22 protein-coding genes are annotated in these 22,069 nt (G+C 71.8%); 13 read left to right on the top strand and 9 right to left on the bottom strand.

Annotation, left to right across the window (positions count from 1 at the left end; all coding sequences use genetic code 11):
• Positions 1-171 precede the first annotated feature (171 nt).
• The 3 genes from amrb99_RS19960 to amrb99_RS19950 all read right to left on the bottom strand — a co-directional run bounded on the left by amrb99_RS19960 (position 172) and on the right by amrb99_RS19950 (position 2,004).
• The gene (locus amrb99_RS19960; RefSeq protein ID WP_190858012.1) at positions 172-420 is read right to left on the bottom strand and encodes a hypothetical protein; all 249 of its coding nucleotides are present in this window, start codon (positions 418-420) and stop codon (positions 172-174) included.
• 134 nt (positions 421-554) lie between these two features.
• On the bottom strand, positions 555-1,316 hold the full coding sequence (locus amrb99_RS19955; protein ID WP_190858010.1) for a cytochrome b/b6 domain-containing protein: 762 nt from the start codon (positions 1,314-1,316) through the stop codon (positions 555-557).
• Positions 1,303-2,004 (bottom strand): molybdopterin-dependent oxidoreductase, encoded by a 702-nt coding sequence (locus amrb99_RS19950; protein ID WP_206700019.1) that lies wholly within the window; start codon positions 2,002-2,004, stop codon positions 1,303-1,305. The genes amrb99_RS19955 and amrb99_RS19950 overlap by 14 nt, the downstream gene beginning before the upstream one ends.
• A gap of 189 nt (positions 2,005-2,193) precedes the next feature.
• Between amrb99_RS19950 and amrb99_RS19945 the strand changes: the two genes are divergently transcribed.
• The 3 genes from amrb99_RS19945 (at position 2,194) to amrb99_RS19935 (ending at position 7,227) form a co-directional block, all read left to right on the top strand.
• On the top strand, positions 2,194-2,775 hold the full coding sequence (locus amrb99_RS19945) for an HhH-GPD-type base excision DNA repair protein (RefSeq protein WP_190858006.1): 582 nt from the start codon (positions 2,194-2,196) through the stop codon (positions 2,773-2,775).
• A gap of 402 nt (positions 2,776-3,177) precedes the next feature.
• The gene (locus amrb99_RS19940) at positions 3,178-5,313 is read left to right on the top strand and encodes a SpoIIE family protein phosphatase (protein WP_190858004.1); all 2,136 of its coding nucleotides are present in this window, start codon (positions 3,178-3,180) and stop codon (positions 5,311-5,313) included.
• A gap of 261 nt (positions 5,314-5,574) precedes the next feature.
• Positions 5,575-7,227, top strand: coding sequence for an RNA polymerase sigma factor (locus amrb99_RS19935; RefSeq protein WP_190858002.1), 1,653 nt, complete (start codon positions 5,575-5,577; stop codon positions 7,225-7,227).
• Positions 7,228-7,314: 87 nt separating this feature from the next.
• Here amrb99_RS19935 and amrb99_RS19930 read toward each other — a convergent pair whose 3' ends face one another.
• On the bottom strand, positions 7,315-8,055 hold the full coding sequence (locus amrb99_RS19930; RefSeq protein WP_190858000.1) for a peroxide stress protein YaaA: 741 nt from the start codon (positions 8,053-8,055) through the stop codon (positions 7,315-7,317).
• Between the two features lie 26 nt (positions 8,056-8,081).
• On the opposite strand from amrb99_RS19930, the gene amrb99_RS19925 reads away from it, so the two are divergent.
• Complete coding sequence (locus amrb99_RS19925) at positions 8,082-8,825, top strand: GNAT family N-acetyltransferase (RefSeq protein ID WP_190857998.1); 744 nt, start codon at positions 8,082-8,084, stop codon at positions 8,823-8,825.
• Positions 8,826-9,013: 188 nt separating this feature from the next.
• On the opposite strand, the gene amrb99_RS51205 is transcribed toward amrb99_RS19925, so the two are convergent.
• From amrb99_RS51205 to amrb99_RS19915, 3 genes are all read right to left on the bottom strand, one after another.
• Entirely contained in the window at positions 9,014-9,244 is a 231-nt protein-coding gene (locus tag amrb99_RS51205) for a hypothetical protein (protein ID WP_347256757.1), read from the bottom strand.
• A gap of 140 nt (positions 9,245-9,384) precedes the next feature.
• Positions 9,385-10,458 carry an ABC transporter permease gene (locus amrb99_RS19920; protein ID WP_347256756.1) on the bottom strand — a complete coding sequence of 358 codons (1,074 nt, stop codon included), beginning with the start codon at positions 10,456-10,458 and terminating at the stop codon, positions 9,385-9,387.
• Complete coding sequence (locus amrb99_RS19915; RefSeq protein ID WP_190857996.1) at positions 10,455-11,357, bottom strand: ABC transporter ATP-binding protein; 903 nt, start codon at positions 11,355-11,357, stop codon at positions 10,455-10,457. Before amrb99_RS19915 ends, amrb99_RS19920 begins: the two co-directional genes overlap by 4 nt.
• A gap of 250 nt (positions 11,358-11,607) precedes the next feature.
• On the opposite strand from amrb99_RS19915, the gene amrb99_RS19910 reads away from it, so the two are divergent.
• The gene (locus tag amrb99_RS19910) at positions 11,608-13,674 is read left to right on the top strand and encodes a DNA topoisomerase IV subunit B (RefSeq protein ID WP_190858164.1); all 2,067 of its coding nucleotides are present in this window, start codon (positions 11,608-11,610) and stop codon (positions 13,672-13,674) included.
• 108 nt (positions 13,675-13,782) lie between these two features.
• Here amrb99_RS19910 and amrb99_RS19905 read toward each other — a convergent pair whose 3' ends face one another.
• Positions 13,783-14,655: a hypothetical protein gene (locus tag amrb99_RS19905; protein WP_190857994.1), complete on the bottom strand. Its 873-nt coding sequence runs from the start codon at positions 14,653-14,655 to the stop codon at positions 13,783-13,785.
• A gap of 255 nt (positions 14,656-14,910) precedes the next feature.
• Here amrb99_RS19905 and amrb99_RS19900 point away from each other — a divergent pair, with 255 nt between their 5' ends.
• From amrb99_RS19900 to amrb99_RS19885, 4 genes are all read left to right on the top strand, one after another.
• The gene (locus tag amrb99_RS19900; protein ID WP_190857992.1) at positions 14,911-15,393 is read left to right on the top strand and encodes a DUF1453 domain-containing protein; all 483 of its coding nucleotides are present in this window, start codon (positions 14,911-14,913) and stop codon (positions 15,391-15,393) included.
• On the top strand, positions 15,390-16,526 hold the full coding sequence (locus amrb99_RS19895) for a sensor histidine kinase (protein WP_206700018.1): 1,137 nt from the start codon (positions 15,390-15,392) through the stop codon (positions 16,524-16,526). Before amrb99_RS19900 ends, amrb99_RS19895 begins: the two co-directional genes overlap by 4 nt.
• Before the next feature lie 28 nt (positions 16,527-16,554).
• On the top strand, positions 16,555-17,217 hold the full coding sequence (locus amrb99_RS19890) for a response regulator (protein ID WP_190857990.1): 663 nt from the start codon (positions 16,555-16,557) through the stop codon (positions 17,215-17,217).
• A 121-nt stretch (positions 17,218-17,338) separates the two neighbouring features.
• Entirely contained in the window at positions 17,339-17,806 is a 468-nt protein-coding gene (locus amrb99_RS19885; RefSeq protein WP_190857988.1) for a hypothetical protein, read from the top strand.
• Here amrb99_RS19885 and amrb99_RS19880 read toward each other — a convergent pair.
• Positions 17,803-18,456: a TetR/AcrR family transcriptional regulator gene (locus amrb99_RS19880; protein ID WP_190857986.1), complete on the bottom strand. Its 654-nt coding sequence runs from the start codon at positions 18,454-18,456 to the stop codon at positions 17,803-17,805. The genes amrb99_RS19885 and amrb99_RS19880 overlap by 4 nt on opposite strands.
• Positions 18,457-18,592: 136 nt before the next feature.
• Between amrb99_RS19880 and amrb99_RS19875 the strand changes: the two genes are divergently transcribed.
• From amrb99_RS19875 to amrb99_RS19860, 4 genes are all read left to right on the top strand, one after another.
• The gene (locus amrb99_RS19875) at positions 18,593-18,955 is read left to right on the top strand and encodes a nuclear transport factor 2 family protein (RefSeq protein WP_190857984.1); all 363 of its coding nucleotides are present in this window, start codon (positions 18,593-18,595) and stop codon (positions 18,953-18,955) included.
• Between the two features lie 45 nt (positions 18,956-19,000).
• Positions 19,001-19,552: a flavoprotein gene (locus amrb99_RS19870; protein WP_190857982.1), complete on the top strand. Its 552-nt coding sequence runs from the start codon at positions 19,001-19,003 to the stop codon at positions 19,550-19,552.
• Between the two features lie 195 nt (positions 19,553-19,747).
• Positions 19,748-21,427, top strand: coding sequence for a histidine kinase (locus amrb99_RS19865; protein ID WP_190857980.1), 1,680 nt, complete (start codon positions 19,748-19,750; stop codon positions 21,425-21,427).
• Positions 21,424-22,020, top strand: coding sequence for an isochorismatase family cysteine hydrolase (locus amrb99_RS19860; protein ID WP_190857978.1), 597 nt, complete (start codon positions 21,424-21,426; stop codon positions 22,018-22,020). The genes amrb99_RS19865 and amrb99_RS19860 overlap by 4 nt, the downstream gene beginning before the upstream one ends.
• The last annotated feature ends 49 nt before the right edge of the window (positions 22,021-22,069 follow it).

Below are 22,069 nucleotides of genomic sequence, written 5' to 3'. Positions count from 1 at the left end.
GCGGTGCCGTGCCGTCCCGCGCCGGATCTCCGGACGGGGAGCGGCGGCTGCGAGGACTCACGGGCCCAGTTTCTCAGATCCCGCGGTGTCGCGTGTGCGTAAGGCGCGGGACCGGCGGGCGGGTTCGGGCGCGGGAGCGGCGGGGGTTCGGGCGCGGGACGGGCGGGTGGTTCAGCCGTCGACCCCGGTCCCCTGGGTCCGTCCTGAGGGCGGCTCGGATTTCAGCATGCCGACGAGGTGTTCGCGCGCCATGCGCTCCACGCGCGCGGGCGTCGGTTCGAGCCCCAGGTGGGCCATGCACGCCTGGACGTCGGCGACGCACTGGTGCACCGCGTCCGGGGAGAAGTGCGAGAACTCGCCGGTGAGCCGCCGCGTGAGCGCGTCGCGGGTCTCGCTCCGGTGATCGGCCAGTGCAGGCATCTGCGTACACCTCCGCGCACAGGGTTCCGGCGGGCGGGGACGCCGCCGGCGAGACGAAGCGCGGGGGCTCCCGTTTCGGGGCGTCCGCCCGAACCTCGCCTCGATGTCTCATTCCAGCGCGTTCACCGGGAGAGTCAAGACATACCGGGCCGTCGTTTCGTAAATTCCGGATGACCTTCTCCGCACGCGCCTGCGGCCGCCTCCCCGGACCCTCCGCCGGATGGGCCGTCGGGCGTCCGGGCCGCGATCCGTTGGACGGCGTCCACCCAGCCCGGATGGTGCCGCGCGGCCCAGCCGCGGTCGACCCGGCCGGTGAGCATCCCGCCGAGCGCCCCCGGGTCGCGGAGCGCTTCCCAGAGGTGCCCGACCACGACGATGAGGATGATGACGAAGAGCCAGTCGTGCACGAACGTGGCGCCGGTGCGCCAGCGGTCCGGCCACGGCCCGGGGAACGTCAGCACCTCGCCGGTGCCGAGCATGACGAGGATCGCGCCCGCCGTGAACGCCGCGTTCAGCTTCTGCCCGGCGTTGAACTTGCCCACGGGCAGGATGCCCCTGCCCCGCCGTACCGCTCTGCGGTCGCCGCGCTTGAGCCACTCCCAGTCATGTGGGGCGAACCTGTTGAGGCGCTGTAGGTCGGCCCTGAAGGCCCTGGAGGCGAGCCCTAGGACGATGGGGACCGGCAGCGCGAAACCGCACCACACGTGGACGGTCTTGACCAGCTCGCGGTGCCCCACCAGCGTGGACAGCACGGGCAGGTAGAGCATCCCCGCCGTGGCCAGGCACACCAGCATCAGCAGCGCGGTCACATGGTGGATCGACCGTTCGGCCCGCGTGAACCGGAGCAGCCTGGTGGACCCCGCCGGTTCGGGCCGGACCGCGTCATGTGGGTGCATCGTCACGTCCGTTCGACCGGCCGACCCAGGCGTCCACGTCGTAGCCGAGGTCCTCCCAGTAGCCCTGCTTGACCTTGTCGGTGAGCTCGATGCCGCCGAGCCACTTCAGGGACTTGTAGCCGTACATGGGGGCGACATAGAGCCGGGTGGGTCCGCCGTGGTCGTGGGAGACCGGCTTCCCGTCCATCTGGGTCGCGACCATGACGTCACGGCGCCGCGCCTGGTCCAGCGTCAGCGATTCGGTGTAGACGCCGTCGAACGACGTGAATCTGACGGCTCTTGCCTGCGGGGACACCCCCACCGCGTCCAGGATGTCGGGGAGGGCGACGCCCGCCCAGCGGACGTTCGGCACCCGCCACCCGGTCACGCACTGGAAATCCTTGTCGAGCATGGTCTGCGGCAGGCGCGCCAGGTCGGCCATGGTGAACGCCTGGGGCTTGTCCACCAGCCCGCCTACGGTCACCCGGTGGGTGGCGATGCTGTGCCGCTTCACGCCTCCGGTGACGGAGTAATAGCGGAAGCCTCCGGCGGCCGGAAGAACGTCCTGGATGCCGCCTACGGGCGCCAGGGCGCGGTTCACCTTCTGTTGTAGGGATGCACCTACGGCGACTCCAGCGGCGCCAAGGCCGAGCATCCCGAGCACGACCCGCCGTCCTACGGGGGTGCCCTCTGCCGGATCCTCGTTCACGCCTCCATTCGAGCACCGTGACCTGCGGGCCGCCAGGCTTCCGCCGGTGCTCGTAAGACTTCCGACAGATTCGCCGCGCCATGCCATGATCGTTGCCGCGCCGCGATCGCTGCCCGTGACGGACCGTGATCCGCGGCGGGTTCCCGCGCCCGGCCGACCCGCCCTTGGAGGCGGTCCTAAGCTGGCCCCATGGCCACGAAGGTTCAACTAGCGCAGCGCCCCGAGGCGGACGAACTGCTGGGCCGCAGCCCGCTCGCCGCATTGGTCGGGATGCTGCTCGACCAGCAGATCCCGATGGAATGGGCGTTCTCGGGCCCTTACACGATCGCCCAGCGGCTCGGAACGGACGATCTCGACGCGCACGAGATCGCCGCCTGCGATCCGGAGCGGTTCGCCGCGCTGCTGTCGGAGAAGCCTGCCGTGCACCGCTACCCCGGCTCGATGGCCCAGAGGGTGCAGCAGTTGTGCCAGTACCTCGTGGAGAACTACGACGGGGACGCCGAGAACGTGTGGAAGGACGCGGGCAGCGGCAAGGAGCTGTTCAAGCGCCTGAACGGGCTGCCCGGCTTCGGCAAGCAGAAGGCGCAGATCTTCCTGGCGCTGCTGGGCAAGCAGTACGGCGTCCGGCCGGAGGGCTGGCGGGAGGCGGCCGGCGCGTACGGCGAGGAGGGCTCGCACCGGTCGGTCGCCGACATCACCGGCCCGGAGTCGCTGGCGAAGGTCCGTGCCTTCAAGCAGGAGATGAAGGCGGCCGCCAAGGCCGGAAAGTAGGGCCTCGGGGTAAGAAGGCACCGATCCCTAAAATAGTCTTTACCGTGTTTTAGTAGACCAAATCGGACGGAAGCTGTGCGGGGCGGTCCCGGGCCGGAACTCGCCGAACCGGCGCGGTTGGCCGCCCATGAAGCTCCGGGCGCCGTAACATCGCCTACTCGGCCCTCCCCATGGGCCGCCACCGGCGGCCGATGGAGAAGGCGTCCGAATCCCGCGTCATCGCACGGAAGCGCAGACAACGTTGTCCATCAGGGCTTCCGTACGCGGCGAACCATCGGGATGATGAATACCTGACTCCGACGGTGTTGTGATGGAGGCGGGAGCGCTAGCCTGCTCCCATTCACTCATAGTGATGAAAACTTGCCGCGCGGTACGGGACCCTCTGGGGCGGAGGTGTTGTCCATGAGCACCGAGACGTCCGTTCCCCAACCCCGCGTCTCAGGGGTGGAGGGGCAGCCCATGGATGCGTCCGACTCCGCGCTGTACGCGACCCTTCTGAAGGAAGCCCCTGGCGGGCTGGCGTTCTTCGACGGCGACCTGTGCTGCCGGAGGGCCAACGACGCGCTCGCGGACCTGCTCCGCGTGCCCGTCCGCGACCTGCAGCAGCGGCGTCCCGCGGAGGTGCTGCCCGAGGCACTGGCGAGCGCGTTCGAGTCGGCGCTGCGCACGGTGCTCGCCGAGGACCGCCCGCTGAGCGACCTCGACCTCGTCGTCCCCGCCGCGCCGTCCGGACGGGCCGACGACTCCGGGACGGTCGCCACGGCGACCGAGGAGCGCATCCTGGCCTGCACGTGGCTGCCCGCCCGCGGACCCGGCGGCGAGCGCCTCGGCGCCGTCCTGACCGCCCTGGACGTGACCGAGCGGCGCCGCGCCGAGGAGGTCATCCGGCGCAAGGAGCAGCGCTACCGCTCGCTCGTGGAGGCCAGCGCCCAGGTCGTGTGGGTGGCCGCGCCCGACGGCGCCGTGATCGACGACGCGCCGGAATGGCGCGCGATCACCGGCCAGGCGCCGGACGACTACGCCGCCGGCGGCTGGATGGCCGTGGTGCACCCGGAGGACCGCCCGCGCATCGAGGCGGCGTGGCGCGAGTGCGTCGCGGAGAACCAGGTCTTCGAGACCAACTACCGGATCCGCACCAAGAGCGGCACGTACCGGCACTTCGACGTGCGGGCCGTGCCGATCCGGCAGGGCGACGCGGTCATCGAGTGGGTCGGCGCCAACACCGACGTCACCGGCCAGCGCGAGGCCGAGGAGATGCGCGGCCGGCTGACCGAGCAGCTGTCGGCCGCGGCGCTGCGCACCGCGCGGCTCCAGCAGGCCACCTCCATGCTCGCCGAGGCCCTCACCGTCTCCCAGGTCGTCCAGGTCATCACCGAGGTCGGACGGTCCGCCATCGGCGCCGACTACTCGGCCGTTGCGCTGCTGGACGACGACAAGCTGCGGCTGAGCATCGTGGCCCCGTCCCAGCCCGGCGCCGAGGCCGAGGGGCGGCCGCCCGCACGCGACGACATCAAGGTCGCCGACCAGACCGTCATGTCGGTGGCGGTGCGCGAGAGCCGGCCGTTCCTGGCCGAGCATCCCGACAGCCTCCGCCTCCAGCTCGGCCGCGACGAGAAGGAGCTGTTCGCCCAGCACCCCGAGGAGCGCGCCTGGGTCGGACTGCCGCTGCTGGCGGCGGGCGCCCCGATCGGCGCGCTGCGCTTCTCCTTCACCCGCCCCAGGGAGATCACCGAGGAGGAGCGGGTCTTCCTGGAGGCCCTCGCCGGGCAGTGCGCCCTGGCGGTGGAGCGCGCGCTGCTGTTCGAGCGCGAGCACAGGACCGCCGAGGAGCTCCAGCGCAGCCTGCTGCCCAGCGACCTTCCCCAGCTCCCCGGAATGGTGCTGGCGGCCCGGTACAACCCGGCCACCCGCCATGTCCAGGTCGGCGGCGACTGGTACGACGTGTTCCGCCTCCCCGACGACCGGCTCGCGGTCGCGGTGGGCGACGTCATGGGCAAGGGCGTGCTCGCCGCGGCCGGAATGGGACGCGTCCGCAACGCGCTGCGCGCGCTCGCGCTGAACGACCCGCGGCCCGCCGCGGTGCTCGCTGGCCTCGACCGGCTGTTCAGCGCCACCGAGGACGAGGAGCAGTTCACCACGGTCGCCTACGCGGTCATCGACCCGGAGACCGGACGCGGCGCCTTCAGCAACGCCGGGCACCCGCCACCCCTGCTGATCTCCCCGGACGCCCCCGCGCGCGTGAGCACGCGGGAGCCCGGCACGCCGCTCGGCTGGCCGAGCCAGCGGCAGCAGACAAGTTTTTCCATCGAGACCGGCAACACTGTGGTCTTCTATTCCGATGGACTTGTGGAGAACCGTAGGCGTGGGGTGGACGCCGGGCTCGAGGAACTCGTGGCCACGGCCGCGGACGCCCCACCTGAAGTGGTAGGAGATCCCGAAAGACTCGTCGACTTCCTGGTCGATCGGATGCTTGCCGGGTACGAGCAGGTAGACGATGTGACCGTGCTTGCGCTGCACGTCCCGCCCAAGTCCAGGTGAAACCGGGGTGAAGCCCGCCGGAGACGGAGAGAAGTCGGTCCCGTCCGTACGAAGGACCGTCCGGCGCCCTCTAAGGTGGAGTGTTACCGGGTAGGACATCAGGGTGGAATGCGCAGCAGTGCCAGAATGCTTGACCCAGTCAGAGCGGGTACGCTGCGGTCCCGCACCGGAGGTCCGCCGTGTGTGGTCCCACCCAGTGTGAGGCCGGGCCCGTCAGGGCACTTGGGTCAACCAAGCCACACGTTCGTTCGAGAGGTATTTGTGTCGCCTGCTAGCTCGACCTCGAAAGCGTCAGATCTGCACGATCACGTCATCGCGCAACTGATCGAGCGTGGACGGTCCCAGGGTTACCTCGAAGCCGACGACGTACGCCGTACGTTCGAGGAGGCCGACATCCCCGTGTCGAAGGCCTCCAGCATTCTGCGGAGCCTCAGCAAGGAGGGTGTGACCGTCGTGGTGAGCGCTGCCGATTCCGCGGCGCCCAAGCGTTCGCGCAAGCGCGCGGCGCCGCCGGCGCGTAGGCCCAGGACCGCTGCTGCCGCGAAGGAGCAGCCCGACACGGTGACCGCGGTCGTCGCCGACGACGCGGCGCCCGAGGAGCCCGCGCCGCGCCGGGAGGCCCCGCGGCCCGCGGCGCCCAAGCCCGCCCCGCCGAAGTCGGCCAAGGCCAAGCCGAAGAAGGCCGCGCCCGCCAAGAAGGCCGCCGCGGAGCCCGCCGCCAAGGCGGCCGCCCCGGCCAAGAAGGCCGCCGACGACCCCGAGCTCGAGGACGACGTCGACGTCGACCTCGACGAGGACCTGAACGACCTCGAGGTCGACCTCGAAGAGGACGCGCCCGAGGTCGAGGAGGCGCCGGAGAGCGACGAGGAGGAGGCCCCGGCCGTCTCCGCGGAGAAGGCTCCGGCCGGCAAGAAGCCCGGCGACACTCCCACCGAGGAGGAGGGCTTCACCCTCGGCGACGACGACGAGGACGCGCCCGCCCAGCAGATCGCCGCGGCCGGCGCCACCGCCGACCCGGTCAAGGACTACCTCAAGCAGATCGGCAAGGTCCCGCTGCTCAACGCCGAGCAGGAGGTCGAGCTCGCCAAGCGGATCGAGGCCGGCCTGTTCGCCGAGGAGCGGCTCGCCGCCGACGGCCCCGCGCTGTCGGAGGAGGACCTCGAGGACTTCGAGTGGATCGCCGAGGACGGCCGCCGCGCCAAGAACCACCTGCTGGAGGCCAACCTCCGGCTGGTGGTCTCGCTGGCCAAGCGCTACACCGGGCGCGGCATGCTGTTCCTGGACCTGATCCAGGAGGGCAACCTCGGCCTGATCCGCGCGGTCGAGAAGTTCGACTACACCAAGGGCTACAAGTTCTCCACGTACGCCACCTGGTGGATCCGGCAGGCGATCACCCGCGCGATGGCCGACCAGGCCCGCACCATCCGTATCCCGGTGCACATGGTCGAGGTCATCAACAAGCTGGCCCGCGTGCAGCGCCAGATGCTCCAGGACCTGGGCCGCGAGCCCACCCCGGAGGAGCTGGCCAAGGAGCTCGACATGACCCCGGAGAAGGTCGTCGAGGTGCAGAAGTACGGCCGCGAGCCGATCTCGCTGCACACCCCGCTCGGTGAGGACGGCGACAGCGAGTTCGGCGACCTGATCGAGGACTCCGAGGCGATCGTCCCGGCCGACGCGGTCAGCTTCACGCTGCTGCAGGAGCAGCTCCACTCGGTGCTCGACACGCTCAGCGAGCGTGAGGCGGGCGTGGTGTCGATGCGGTTCGGGCTGACCGACGGCCAGCCGAAGACGCTGGACGAGATCGGCAAGGTGTACGGGGTGACCCGGGAGCGCATCCGGCAGATCGAGTCCAAGACGATGTCGAAGCTGCGCCACCCGTCCCGCTCGCAGGTGCTGCGGGACTACCTCGACTGACACATTTTCCTTACTCGGAAGCCCCCGTCCGCTGGACGGGGGCCTTCGAGTACGTGCCGTGGGCGGCCCCCCTGCGCGGGGGTCTCGTCAGGACGTGAGGATCACGTCGAGGTGGGTGCCGTTGAGCTCGACGGTGTATCCGAGGTCGGCGACGGTCTTCAGCAGCTCCTCGGGCGTGGCGGGGTCGGCCCCGGCGTCCAGCAGGTCATGGGCGATCGCCCCGCGGGTCGCCTTCGCCATGTGGCTGACGACCGTCCGCTTGGGGACTCCGCCGGTGACCGTCTCGCGGAACACGCGGACCGCCACGGCCGGTATAGGGGCCTTCCACGCCGCCGCGTACGGCCCGGAGCGCATGTCGACGATCAGCCCGGACGGCCGGAGGGCCTTCGTCATCGCCGGCTTCCAGAACGTCCCCAGACGGCCGAGGGGCGGGAGCGAGACCGACATGGACAACCGGTACGGCGGGACGCGGTCGGTGAGCCGTAGGGCGCCCCACAGGCCCGAGAAGACCACGACGCGCTCGGCGGCGGCCTCCGGGTCCAGGCTCGGCAGGTCGAGGTTGTCGTAGAGGACGCCGGTGTAGAGCCGTGCCACGGGCAGCGCGGGCGCCTCCTTCAGCGCCTTGTTGCGCGCGAGGGCCTCGTCGACCTGGCCCGCCGGCAGGCCGAGCGTCTCGGGCGCGTCCCTGCGGCGGCACGCCCTGGTCAGGGCGGTGATGACCCGCTTGCGCGCCGCGGTGAGCTCCGGGAAGCTCAGCGAGGCCAGGTCGAGGGGCGGGCCGTCGCCCTCGATAGCCTTCTTCTCCGACGGCGGCAGCAGGATGTGCACGATCCCCCCGAAAGCGGTGCTCTTCGATGACTCGGTGCGCGGCGGTCCCCGGGCCGCGGGACCTGGACGGACTCGTGGGCGCGGCGTGGCCGGCGCGGTCCGTCCAGGATATTGGCGGGTGGCTGCTGCGCCACGCCGACGGTGTCACCAAGCGCGCCAACTCCGTCCTGCCCCTGGACGCTCCCCGCGACCTGGACGCCGCGCTCGCGCGCGCGGAGCTCTTCTATGGGGAGCGTGGGCTGCCGACAGTGTTCTCGCTGAGTGAGAGGGCGCGGCCGGAGGGGCTCGACGCGGTCCTGGAGGCGCGGGGCTACGAGGTGGTCGACCCCACGCTCGGCATGGCGGCCGATCTCGCGGGCCCGTACGAGCGGGACGGCGTGGAGATCGCGGACGAGCCGTCCCCCGGCTGGCTGGACGTGTGGTGGTCCGTGGACGGCCGGTACGACCACCAGCTGCCCGTCGCGACGGAGATCCTCACCGGCGTGCCGGCCGGATACGCGTCCCTGGACGGCGTCGCCGTCGGACGGGGCGTGCCGCAGGGGGAGTGGCTCGGGATCTACGCGATGGCGGTGGCGCCGGAGGCGCGCCGGCGCGGGCTGGGACGGCGCGTCCTGCGCGCGCTGCTCGGCTGGGGCCGGGAGCAGGGGTGCGAGCGGGCGTACCTGGTGGTGGTCGAGCGGAACGCCGCGGCGCGTGCGATGTACGCGGCCGAGGGGTTCGCCGAATCCGGCGGATACCACTATCGCGTGAAGACGATCAGCGGCGGCTGAGAAAACGGCGAACGCGTGGCGGCGCGTCACCCGGGCGCGTGAAAGTTCGATACGCAGAGTGAGGAATTGATCACTCTGTGAATCCATTTCGCGATGCCCCGTGATGGGGGCCGATGGGGGTGGCGACTGAAATGCGAACGGCGGCCACCGTCTCCGGTGGCCGCCGCAGCGGGCGTGCTATTCGATCCCTACCGCTCATCTTCCGTAGCGGTAGCCGGGGTTTCGGTCAGCCTGTCGGTCTCATCCTGTATGTCGGCCCCGTTGGCGCGCAGGGCCTCCGCGTACTTACGCCCGTGGTGGGCGCAGAACAGAAGGTCGCCGCCGCCTACAAGGACCGCACGGACGTAGGCCTGGGCGCCGCAGCGGTCGCACCGGTCGGCGACGGTCAGCGGCTTGGTCGGGGCAAGGGCTCCAGTCACGGCACCTTCCTCATGCTCGGGGTCGGTACTTAGGACAACATCTAACCCGACGTGGACGTTCCCAACCTGTTTCTTCGTACGCCCACAGCGGAATGGCTCGATTAGTGACCGAGGTCACACCGTCCCGCCATGGTGGAATGTCACGCGCTGTCCCAGCGGAAGAGGCGCATGGCGACGAGCCCGCCCACCACCGCGAATCCGAGCAGGATTCCCATCTGCGGCAGCGCGGACATCGGCCCCAGTCCGCGGCCCATCACGTTCAGCATCCCGGTGTTCAGGTACCGCAGCGGGAAGATGTACGCCAGCGTCCGCATCCACGGGGGCGAGGCGTCCAGCGGGAAGAACGAGCCGCCCAGGAACGCCATCGGCAGCACCACCAGCTGCGTCACGGCCTGCGCCGTCTCCTGCGTCTTCGCCCAGGCGCCGATCACCATCCCGATCGCCAGGAAGGCCAGCACCCCCGACATCACCATCGGGACGGCCATCCACCAGTAGTGGCCGAGCTTCAGGCCGAAGAACGGCAGCTGCGCTACCGCCACGAACAGGGCGAACTGCACCAGCGCCACGGCCAGGCTCACGGCCACACGCGCGGCGAACACCGTGGGGATCGGCGCCGGGGACAGCTGGAGGCGGCGCAGGATGCCCTTCGTGCGCCACGTCACGAGCGTCTGGGAGGCCCCGAACACGCCCGCCGACGCCAGCGCCCAGCCGAGCAGGCTCGGGGTGAAGAACTGGATCGCCTTCAGCGAATCGTCCTCCACCTGCTGCGAGGCAACCTGGTAGGCGGGCGGCTTGCCGGTCGCCGCCTGGTTCGCGCCCTGGACGATCGAGTTCATCAGGCCCTGCACGGTCCCGGACTTCACCTGGTCGGCCGCCGAGTAGTGCACGACCAGCCGGTTCCCCTGCTGCTCCACCGCCGCGTCGGCGTCGCCCTTGGTGACCTTGTGCAGCGCGTCGTGCCGGTCGGAGGTCCTGGTCAGCTTCATGGTCTTGCCCAGGTCGGCCGACTTGTCCGCCATCGCCTGGTCCAGGATCGGCACCCGGCCGATCTCCTGCACCTTGACCTTGGAGGTGCTCTGGTGGCCGAACACGCCACCGAAGATCACCAGGAACATCAGCGGGAACAGCACGGTGAAGAACAGCGCGCCGCGGTCCCGCCGGAAGCCCAGGAACATCGCCCGGGACAGGCTCTTGAAACTCTCGAGTGTGCTCACGCCCTGTACTCCCGTCCGGTGAGCTCCAGAAAGACGTCCTCGAGGGTGGCGCCGCGGATCTGCACCCCGTCCAGCGCGTCCTTCGCGGCCATGGCCGCCACCACCGCCGAGGGGTCCCGGGTGGAGATGATCAGCGAGACGCCGTCGTCCTCGACGTCGTCGGCGCCCGGCAGCGCGCGGGCGTCCGCCGCGTCCAGCAGGCCGCTGGCGATGCTGATCCGGGCCGGCGCGTCGAGGCCGCGCACCAGCACCGCGGGCGGGCCGAGCCTCAGGATCCGGCCCGCGTCCATGATCGCGACGCGGTCGCAGAGCGCCTCCGCCTCGTCCATGTAGTGGGTGGTGAGGACGATGGTGCGGCCCTCGGTGTTGATGGCGCTCAGCACGTCCCAGAGGTTGCGCCGGGCCTGCGGGTCCAGCGCGGCGGTCGGCTCGTCGAGGAAGACCAGCTCCGGGTCGTGCACGAGCGCGCAGGCGATCGACAGCCGCTGCGCCTGCCCGCCCGACAGCTTCTCCACCCGCACGTCCGCCTTGTCGGCGAGACCCACGGTCTCCAGCATCGCGTCGGCCTTCTTCGCCGGGACGCCGTAGAGCGACCCGAACGTCTGGAGCTGCTCGCGCGCGGTGAGCCGCTCGAAGAACGACGACGCCTGCAGCTGCACGCCGATCCGGGGCAGCAGCCGGGGGTTGCGCGGCCACGGCGGGAGCCCGAGGACGGAGACCGCGCCCTCGTCGGCCTCGCGGAGCCCCTCGACGATCTCCAGGGTCGTCGTCTTGCCGGCCCCGTTGGGCCCGAGGATCCCGAAGAACTCGCCCTCGGCGACGGAGAAGGTCACCCCGTCGACCGCGTTGACGTCCCCGTAGCGCTTGCGGAGCCCGCTGACCTCGATCGTTTCTGCCATGACCAGGACATTAGGGAAATCACGCGACCCCGTGCACCCACCTAGAGGTGGACGTTGCGGTACTCCACCCTGGGTTGGGCGGGAAACGCCCGGACGGCGCGGCGGCGCCCGCGGGCTCGGTGCCGCGGAGGTGCCCGGACGCCCGCGGCGGCGAGCCTTTCGAACGTTTGTCGGTGCTCGGGGGTACCCTCGTGCCGAATGTCCTACCCCCGAGGAGCACACGCAGTTGACCGCCGCGACCGCCGAAGCGATGACCGATGACCCGCACGGCTACTCCGCCCGGCACCTCTCGGTGCTGGAGGGGCTGGAGGCCGTGCGGAAGCGACCCGGAATGTACATCGGGTCGACCGACAGCCGTGGCCTGGCGCACTGCCTGTGGGAGATCGTCGACAACAGTGTCGACGAGGCCCTGGCCGGGTACTGCACGCACATCAGCGTGACGCTGCACGCCGACGGGTCGTTCGAGGTGGGCGACAACGGCCGCGGCATCCCGGTCGACCTGGAGCCGAAGACGGGCCTGCCCGGCGTGGAGCTGGTGATGACCCGGCTGCACGCGGGCGGCAAGTTCGGCGGGGTGTCCTACACCGCCTCCGGCGGCCTGCACGGCGTCGGCGCCTCCGTGGTGAACGCGCTGTCGGCCCGGATGGACGTCGAGGTCGACCGCGAGGGCCACACCCACGCGATCAGCTTCCGGCGCGGGCTGCCGGGCGAGTTCGCCGACGAGGGCCGCCCGAACGCCCGGTTCAAGAAGAAGTCGGGCCTGCGGCAGATCCGCAAGGTCGCCAGGAAGGTCACGGGCTGCCGCGTCCGGTTCTGGCCCGACATGCAGATCTTCCTCGCGGACGCGACGGTCGAGCAGTCCCTCGTCCTGGACCGGATGCGCCAGACCGCCTTCCTCATCCCGGGCCTCACCATCGACGTCCGCGACGAGCGCGGCGAGGAGGTCGTCGAGGAGACGTTCCGCTTCGACGGCGGCATCAGCGAGTACTGCACCTACCTGGCCAAGGACGCCGCCCTCATCGAGGTGCTGCGGCTGCAGGGCCGCGGGCACTTCACCGAGACCGTCCCGGTGCTGGACGAGCAGGGCCACCTGACCCCCACGGACGTCGAGCGCGACCTGGAGGTCGACGTCGCGCTGCGCTGGGGCACCGGCTACGACACGACCACCCGGTCGTTCGTGAACGTGATCGCCACCCCGAAGGGCGGCACCCACGTGCGCGGGTTCGACCGGGCGGTGCTCAAGGTCGTCAACGAGCAGCTGCGCGCGACGAAGCTGCTGAAGAACGGCGACGAGGACGTCATCAAGGAGGACGTCCTGGAGGGCCTGACCGCCGTGGTGACGGTCCGGCTGCCCGAGCCGCAGTTCGAGGGGCAGACCAAGGAGATCCTCGGCACCTCGGCGGCCACCCGGATCGTCTCGCAGGTGGTCACCCGGGAGCTGAAGGCGGTCTTCGAGAACCCGCCGCGCGGCCAGAAGCAGCCGCTGCGCGCCGTGCTGGAGAAGGTCGCGGGGGCGGCCAAGACCCGGATCGCGGCCCGCACGCAGCGCGACAACCAGCGCCGCAAGAACGCGCTGGAGAACTCGGCGCTGCCGGCGAAGCTGGTCGACTGCCGCAACGCCGACGACCGCAGCGAGCTGTTCATCGTCGAGGGCGACTCGGCGCTCGGCACCGCGAAGCTGGCCCGCAACTCCGAGTTCCAGGCGCTGCTGCCGATCCGGGGCAAGATCCTCAACGTGCAGAAGGCGTCCGTCGCGGACATGCTGAAGAACGCCGAGTGCGCGGCGATCATCCAGGTGATCGGGGCCGGGTCGGGCCGCACGTTCGACCTCGACGCCGCCCGCTACGGGCGGATCATCCTGATGGCGGACGCCGACGTCGACGGCTCGCACATCCGCACCCTGCTGCTGACGCTGCTGTTCCGCTACATGCGGCCGATGCTGGAGGCGGGGCGGGTGTTCACGGCGGTCCCGCCGCTGCACCGGATCGAGCTGGTCAAGCCCAAGAAGGGCCAGGACAAGTACGTCTACTGCTACAGCGACGGCGAGCTGACCCGCAAGCTGGTGGAGTTCGAGCGCAAGGGGCAGCGCTGGAAGGAGCCCGTCCAGCGCTACAAGGGCCTCGGCGAGATGGACGCCGACCAGCTGGCCGAGACGACGATGGACCCGCGCCACCGGATCCTGCGCCGGATCCGGGTGGAGGACGCCGACGCGGCGGCGAAGATCTTCGATCTGCTGATGGGCAGCGACGTGGCGCCGCGCCGGGAGTTCATCACGGCCGGCGCGTCCGAGCTGGACACCGAGCGCATCGACATGTAGCCGGGCCACCGGGGGTGGTGCGGGTGCCACCCCCGGCCGGGTCACGCGGTGCCGCGCCGGTGCGGGGCCGGGGCCGTCAGGTCGTGCACGGCCCCGGGGAGGGGTGCGTCAGCTCTTGATGTGCAGGTTGCGCAGCTGCTGGATCGGGTCCTGCGCCGCCTTGCGCCGCACGGCGGCCGAGGGCCACGGGGCGTACGGCGCGAGGGCGAGGTAGGTGTCGAACGACGCGGCGTTGTTGCCCGCCGCCGAGGGCAGCCCGGCCTTCCAGTCGATCACCGGCCCGAACAGCCCGCAGCCGTCCGTCTTCGGCACCGCGAAGGCGTTGTCGGCGGCCGGGGTGTGCAGGATCGGCGGGTGGTGGAACGAGTCGGCGGGGTCGCCCTCGTCGACCACGCTGATCTGGCCGAGGTCGACGCCGAGGTTCAGCTTGACCGGGTCCTTCTTGGAGCCGATCGTGCAGCCCTTCCCGACCGCGTCGTTGATGATCTTGATCTTCATCTCCAGGCCCGCGTTCGGCAGGTTGAAGGTGAAGCCGCCGGTGTACTTCGGCTGCACCTGCACCTTGTTGAACGGCAGGTCGTCGAGGCCGGGCACGTTGAGGCCGAGGAGGCCGAGCACGCCGCCGGGGACGGTCATCGGCTTGCCGGTCAGCGTGACGCTGGTGAACTCCGAGTTCGACGAGGCGTCGGCCTGCACCGACTGGACGGTGATCCGCATCGGCTGGGTGATGGTCTGGCTGATCCCGCCGAGCTTCATGGAGCCGCCGGTCACCACCATCTGCATGCACAGGCCGAGCGTCGGGTCGATGCCGGCGGGCAGCGGCGGGCAGTCCTTGGCGAAGTCGAACGCCGGGACGCCGGGGGCCTGCGCCTCGGTGGCCGTCGCGGGGGCCTGGGGGGACGCCTGGGCCGGTGCGGCGACCGCGCCGAGCGCCAGGGTGAGGGGCGCCGCCACGGCGGCGGCGCGGAGGAGGGATTTCACGGGTTCTGGACGCGCCTTTCGGTGGAGATGCGCGGACGGCGTTGGGGCGATCCACGCGCGGTTGGTACCCGATTCAAAAACGCGAACGTTTCTCGAATCAAGATCGCACACCTGACCGGATTCGGCCAGCTCGCACTGGCGGTGTCCGGGTGGTGAGCCGCCGCTCACGGAGGGTTCTCCACCCGCCGGTGGAGACCCCGATGTCCAGCCGCGCGCCGATCCCCGGGCCGGCCGCCCCGGCCTACCGTCGATCCCATGAACACCGCCGACAACGTGCTCCTCGCGCTCGCCGTCCTCGGGCTGGTCCTCTACCGGCAGCTGCGCTCCCGGCCGGTCGGCGAGCGGCGGCTCTACACCGTCCCGGCCGTCCTCGCCGTGGTCGGCGTGGCGCAGGGCGGCCTGCTCGACGACGCGCACCCGGCGCTCAGCGTCGCGCTCCTCGCCGGGGAGGTCGTCGCCGCGGTCGCGTTCGGCGCGCTGCGGGCGCTGACCGTCCGGCTGTGGCGCGAGAGCGACGGCGAGCTGTGGCGCCGCGGCACCGGCTGGACCCTCGCGGCCTGGCTCGTGTCGATCCTGAGCCGCGTCGGGTTCCTCGCCGCCGGGCACGCGCTCGGCCTCAGGCTCGGCTCGAACCTCTTCCTGCTCTTCCTCGCCCTGACGCTGATCGTCCAGAACCTGCTGGTGGTGTGGCGTGGACGGCGGATCACCGTGACCGCACCGGCTAGCGTCGCATCGTGAGGTTCGGACCCTTCACCCTCGAGGACCGGCTCGTCCGGACCATCGCGATCACGATCGCGCTGATCTGGGGAGCCGTGGCCTACCTCCGCGGGCTGCTGCACTCGACCCCCGCGCCGGCCCTGCACGGCACGGGCCTCGCGGTGGTCCTCCTCAACACCGCGACGTTCGCCCTCCTCGGGACCGGCCTGTGGGTGGGGCGCGCGAAGCGCTCCCGCCTGCGCTCGGCCGGTAACGCGCTGCTCCTGGGCGCGATGGGCACGTCGCTCTCGCTGTACGCCGTCGCCCCGCACGGCGGCGGCGGGTACTTCTTCTCGCTGGCCGCCATGTGGGCCCTGGTGATGCGGACGAAGGTGCGCTGGGGCCTCGCCATCGGCGCAGTCACCGTGATCGTCGTGGCCGCGCTGGGGGAGGCCTACGACAGCGGTCCGGACTACGGGCTGCTGGCCGCGTTCATCGGCCTGACCCTCGGCGCCCTCGCGAGCCGGCAGAACGTCCTCGCGCAGGAGGCCACCCGCCGCGCCGAGGCGGCCAACGCGGTCCTGGCCGAGCGGTCGCACATCGCGCGCGAGATCCACGACATCCTCGCCCACTCGCTGTCGGCGCAGATCGTCCACCTGGAGGGCGCGCGCCTGCTGCTGTCGCGGGACGGCGACCGGGTCCAGGCCCTCGACCGGGTCGAGCGCGCGCGCAACCTCGCCAAGTCCGGCCTGGAGGAGACCAGGCGCGCGCTGGCGACGCTGCGCGGCGAGATCCCCGAGCCGAAGGAGGTCATCGCGGAACTGGCGGAGGAGTTCTACGCCAGCACCGGCCGCCCCTGCGACGTCCGGGTGACCGGTGTGCCGCGCGAGCTGCCCCCGCAGGCGGGGCTCGCGGTCGTCCGGACCGCCCAGGAGGCGCTCACCAACGTCCGCAAGCACGCGCCCGGCGCCCGCGCGCGCATCACGCTGCGCTATCTCGGCGACGCCGTCGGGCTGGAGGTGACCGACACCGGCGCGACCGAGCCGGTCCTGGAGATCGAGGGCGGCGGCTACGGGCTGGTCGGCATGCGGGAGCGCGCGGAGCTGATCGGTGGGACCCTGGAGACCGGGCCGGAGGGCAAGGGGTTCCGCGTCGCCCTCCGGGTGCCGGCGTGACGCGGGACGGGGCACGGGACGAGGCACGGTGAGCGACGAGACGAGGATCCTGGTCGTCGACGACCAGACGGTGGTGCGGGAGGGCCTGGTCCTGCTGCTGGAGCTGCTGCCGGGCATCGAGGTGGCCGGGTCGGCGGGCGACGGCGAGCAGGCCGTCGCCATGGTCGCCGAGCTGCGGCCCGACGTGGTGCTGATGGACCTGCGGATGCCGCGGGTGGACGGGGTGGAGGCGACCCGGCGGATCAAGCAGGCGCACCCGGAGGTCGAGGTCGTCGTGCTGACCACCTACGCCGACGACGAGTCGATCTTCGCGGCGCTGCGCGCCGGGGCCCGCGGGTACCTCACCAAGGACGCCGGCGCCGACGAGATCGCCCGCGCGGTCGCCGCGGTGCGCGGCGGCGCGGCGCAGCTCGACCCGGCGATCCAGCGCCGGCTGGTCGAGGCGGTCGCCGCCGACCAGCGGCCCGTGCGCGCCGCCCGCGGCGAGCTGCCCGACGGGCTGACCCGGCGCGAGGCGGAGGTGCTCGCGCTGATCGCGCAGGGCCGGTCGAACACCGAGATCGCCGGCGACCTGTTCATCAGCGAGGCGACGGTGAAGACCCACATCAACAACCTGTTCGCCAAGGCGGGGCTGCGGGACCGCGCGCAGGCCGTCACCTACGCCTTCCGGCACGGGCTGGCCGGGTCCTAGGCACCGCCGCCGGGCCGGGACGATCAATCGGTCAGCGGGCGGCAAGACCTCGGTCAAGGCGCCCGCCCGCCGGCGGCGCCGTCCGCAGCATGGGAGGTCCCGGAGACCGGAAGGACCTCGCGTGCACCGAACCGTGATGATCGCGGAGTACCTGCGCCCGTACGCGCAGTGGCGGATCGCCCGCCCCGACCCCGCCGACGACTGCCGCAACGCCCGCGCCGCGATCGGGCTCATCGACGCGGCCGCCTACGTGGCCGAGCTGGACGACTGCGACCGCGTGATCGTCCGGATGGCCGTCGCCGGCTGCTTCGCCAAGGGCCGCTTCGACCCCGGCCCCGAGGGGGAGGCCCTCGTCCGCCACTGGCACTACGACGAGGCCGCCGGCGGCGCGGCGGACCTTCTCGAGGGCCTGGCCGCCTGCGCCGAGCGCGCCGCGTCCGACGAGCCCGCCGGGCGCGCCGCGTCCGAGGAGCGTGCCGGGGGCGCGGTGTCCGTCGAGCGCGCCGCGTCCGTCGAGCACGCCGCGTCCGTCGAGCGCGCGGTGTCCGTCGAGCGCGCCGGGCGCGCGGCCGCCTTCAGCCTGCGCTAGGGCGCCGGCGGTTCGGCGGCGGCCTCCTCGCGCTCCAGCGCGCGGACGAGCGCCTCGAACCCGGCGTCGGCGCCGCCGGCGTCGCCGCTGATCAGCCGCTCCAGCAGGAACCCGCGCAGCGTCGCGAGGATCATCTCGCCGACCTGGAGCCTGCGCGCCTCGGACCAGTCCGGCGGGCAGAAGGATCCCAGGATCGGGATGTACTGCCGGGACGCCCCGCGGCCGAGCTCGCCGTGCCGGTCCACGTCGTACATGGCGAGGCCCATGGCCTGGTCGAGGACCCGCCGCAGTCCCGGGTCCTCGTCCGTCAGGGACCGCCAGACGGCCCGCACCCGGTCCGCCAGCGTCCCGCCGCCGTGCTCCGCGGCGGCGGCGAGCGCGTTGCCGATGCGCCGGTCGCGCAGCCGGGCGACCGCCTGCCGGAGCAGGTCGTCGGCGCCCTCGAAGTGGTAGAGCAGGACCTTGTGCGTGGTTCCGGCCGCGCGGGCGGCGCGCCGCAGCGAGAAGTCGACGAGCCCGTTCACCGCGAGGTCGTCGGTGACGCGTTCGAGCAGCTCGCGCCGCCTCGCCTCGCCGCGCGGCGATCCCGCCGACCGCCGGTAGGCCGCCTTCTTCGGCGGCTCCCCGGTGGCCCGTGCGGCGTCCGTCATCGCTCCTCCGGTTCGTGTCGGGCCTTCCCGTCACGCAGCAGCCTAAGGTCGCCGCCCTCCGCCCGGGCAGGCGTGGCCATCATGACCCGGATGCCGCGAACGGGTAGCCAAGCGGGCGCTTGGTAGCCTCGGTCGCATGCCGACCCAGGAACAGATGAAGAGCACGCTCCAGGCCTATGTCGACGGCTTCAACTCCGGCGACCCCGCGGCCGTCACCGGCCTGTTCGCCGACGACGCCGTCGTGGTCGACCCGGTCGGCAACCCGCCGATGGAGGGCCGCGCCGCGATCGACGAGTTCTACGGCAACGCCGTCGCCGCCGGCGCGAAGCTCTCGCTCGACGCCCCCATCCGCGGCTCGCACGGCGACCGCGCCGCGATGGCCTTCACCGTGACGGTCCCCGGCATGCGCGTCCGCGTCATCGACGTCATGACGTTCGGCGCCGACGGCAAGATCGTCCGCATGGAGGCGCACTGGGGACCCGACGACGTCGAGACCTGACCCGGACGTGGGAGGCTGGAACCCGATCGGAACCGAGGAGGTCGGGTGCCCGCACGTCCGGTGCTGTACGTGATCGCCTGCGGCGGGCGCCCCGCCGCGGAGCTGCCCTCGTTCGTCGAGCGGCTCCTCGGCGACGGCTGGACGGTCTGCGCCGTCGCGACGCCGGCCGCCACGAGGTTCGTCGACGCCGCGCGGCTGTCCGAGCTGACGGGCCTGCCCGTCCGCTCGGACTACAAGCGGCCCGAGGAGCCCGACGTCCTGCCGCCCGCCGACGCGTTCGCCGTCGTCCCGGCGACGTTCAACACCGTCAACAAGTGGGCGCACGGCATCAGCGACACGCTGGCGCTCGGCCTGCTCAACGAGGCCGTCGGCCAGGGACGCCCGATCGTCGCCGCGCCGTGGCCCAACGCGGCGCTCGCCCGCCACCCGGTCTTCTCGCGCAGCGTCGCCGAGCTCCGCGCCTGGGGCGTCACCGTCCTCCTCGACACCGACCGCCTCCCGAACCCCGACTCGGACGAACCGAGCGGCGCGACGTTCCCCTGGGCGGACCTGCGCGACCACCTGCGCTCACTCCGCGCCCGCCTGACAGAGGGGTGACTCCGGCGGCAGGACCGGCCGAAACCCGCCGCGACCCGGCGCATGCGGCCCCCGCCGGTGCGAACCCGCACGCCAGAGCCCCTTCGCCGCGCGACGAATCGGCGTAACGGGGCGCAACGGGTTCCGACACCCCGGAGAAACATCCCGTTCCTAGCTTCTGCGGTGCCCGCCGCCCCGCTAGGAAAGGAGCCGGGTTTGGATCTGGCAGAGAACCCGCAGATGGAGGACTACTCCCTGCGGTACACGCCCAGCGCGTTCCGCACCTGGTCGCCGTGGATGGTGTTCCTGAGCTGCCTGGTGGGCCTGTCCGCCATGGCGGGATACGCGCTGGACGCCGCGTTCGTCAACGAGTTCGGCTTCGGCAGCTCGCTGCTCGGGTTCGCCGTCGCGAGCGTGGTCACGCTGCCGCTGACCGTCGTCATCGCGTTCGCCATCACCCGCAGGCACATCGACATTGACCTGCTCACCCGCGGCTCCGGGTTCGGCTACCTGGGCTCCACGGTCACCTCGCTGGTCTACGCGACCTACACGCTGATCTTTCTCGCCTACGAGGGCGCGATCATGGCGCAGGCGGTGACCGCGCTCTTCCACGTCGACGTGCACATCTCGTACGTGATCGTCTCGGCCGTCATGGTGCCGCTGACGCTCTACGGGATGACCTTCAGCTCGAAGTTCCAGGCGTGGACGTGGCCGCTGTGGATCCTGCTGATCGGGTTCGCCCTGGTCATCGCGGCGACCTCGCCCTCCGCCGGCCACCACATGGTCCACCCGGTCACCGCGCACGGGGCGGCGGCCGTCGGCGGCCTCACGCTGACCGCGGTGTTCACCATCGCCGCCGCGCAGCTGTCGTTCGCGGTGCAGATCGGTGAACAGGGCGACTACCTGCGGCTGATGCCCGACCCGAAGGGCGCGGCGGGGCGCCGCAGATGGCGGCTGGCGGTGCTGATGGGCGGCCCCGGCCTGTCCCTGTTCGCCATCGTCATCTTCTTCGCGTCCACGCTGCTCGTCGGCTACGCCGGCACCGAGACGACGCCCGACCACGTCGCGGTCCCGGTCGACCTGTTCACGGTCGTGTACGAGCGCGCGGTCGGCGACCACACGGTGGCGCTCGTCCTCGCGGGCGTCCTGGTGCTGCTCTCGCAGATCAAGATCAACATCATGAACACCTACTCGGGCTCGCTGTCGTGGTCGAACTTCTTCTCCCGGCTGCTGCACCGGCACCCCGGCCGCGCGGTGTGGGTGATCCTCCAGGTCGCGCTCGCGCTGGTCCTCATGGAGATCGACATCTTCGCCCACATCGTCACCGTGCTGGCCTGGTACGCCAACATCGGCATCGCCTGGATCGCCGCGATGGCGTCCGACCTGGTCATCAACAAGCGGTGGCTGGGCCTCAGCCCGCCCGAGGTGGAGTTCCGCCGCGCCCACCTGTACAACGTGAACCCGGTCGGCTTCGGCTCGATGGTCGCCGCCGCGGCCGTCTCGATCGTCGCCTACTACGGCGCGTTCGGCTCCACGGCCGCCGACCTGTCGCCCTTCATCGCCTTCGTTCTCGCACTGGCGCTGCCGCCCCTCGTCGCGGCGGCCACCCGGGGCCGCTGGTACATCGCGCGGACGAGCGTCTTCCCCGAGGGCGTGACCGAACTGCCCTGCGCGGTGTGCGGCGGGTCCTACGACGTCGCGGACATGGCCACCTGCCCGTTCCACGAAGGGCACATCTGCTCGCTGTGCTGCTCCACCGAGGGCTCCTGCCGGGACGCCTGCAAGCCCAGCGCGTGGCGTCCGCCGAAGGGCCCCGTCCTGCTCGGCATGCCCGGCACGGCGCCGGCCCCGTCCGTCTCCACCTCCCTCGAACAGACCCCGGAGGCACTCCGATGACCAGCGTCCTCATCGTCGTCGACATGCAGAACGGGTTCGTCCACCCGGACGGATCGCTCCCCACCCTCGGCATGGCCCTCGCCGACACGGGCCGCGCCGTACGGCAGTGCGCCGCGGCGGTGGCCGCCGCCCGTGCCGCGGGGACGCCCGTGGTCTTCACCCGCCACGTCTACCGGCCAGGCCGCGCCGACGAGGGCGCCAACCTCGGCGGCGCCCACCCGGCCCTGGCGGAGATCTCCGCCCTGGCCGCGGGCAGCTGGGACGCGGAGGTCGCTGACGAGCTGGGCTGCGGCCCCGACGACCTGGTGGTGGACAAGGCCCGTTTCGACGCCTTCCTCTGGACGTCCCTCGACCCGCTCCTCCGCGGCCTCGGCGCCGACCACCTTCTCGTCTGCGGCGTCGTCACCAACATCTGCGTGGAGTCCACCGTCCGGGCCGCCTACATGCGCGACTACCGGGTCACGGTGCTCGGCGACGCCTGCGCGGCCCTCACCCCGCGCCTCCACGAGATCGGCCTGGAGGTGATGCGCGACTGCGGCTTCGCCACCGTCACCACGGTGACCGAAGCCCTCACCGCCGCCCCCGCCGCCTGACCGCCACGAGCCGATGTGAGCCGGGCCCGCCGACCGCGGGCCCGGCTCA

Source organism: Actinomadura sp. RB99 (assembly GCF_014706005.1).
Classification (GTDB): domain Bacteria; phylum Actinomycetota; class Actinomycetes; order Streptosporangiales; family Streptosporangiaceae; genus Spirillospora.
The sequence above is the reverse complement of the archived record's forward strand: the minus strand, read 5'-3'. Positions and strand labels throughout refer to the sequence as shown.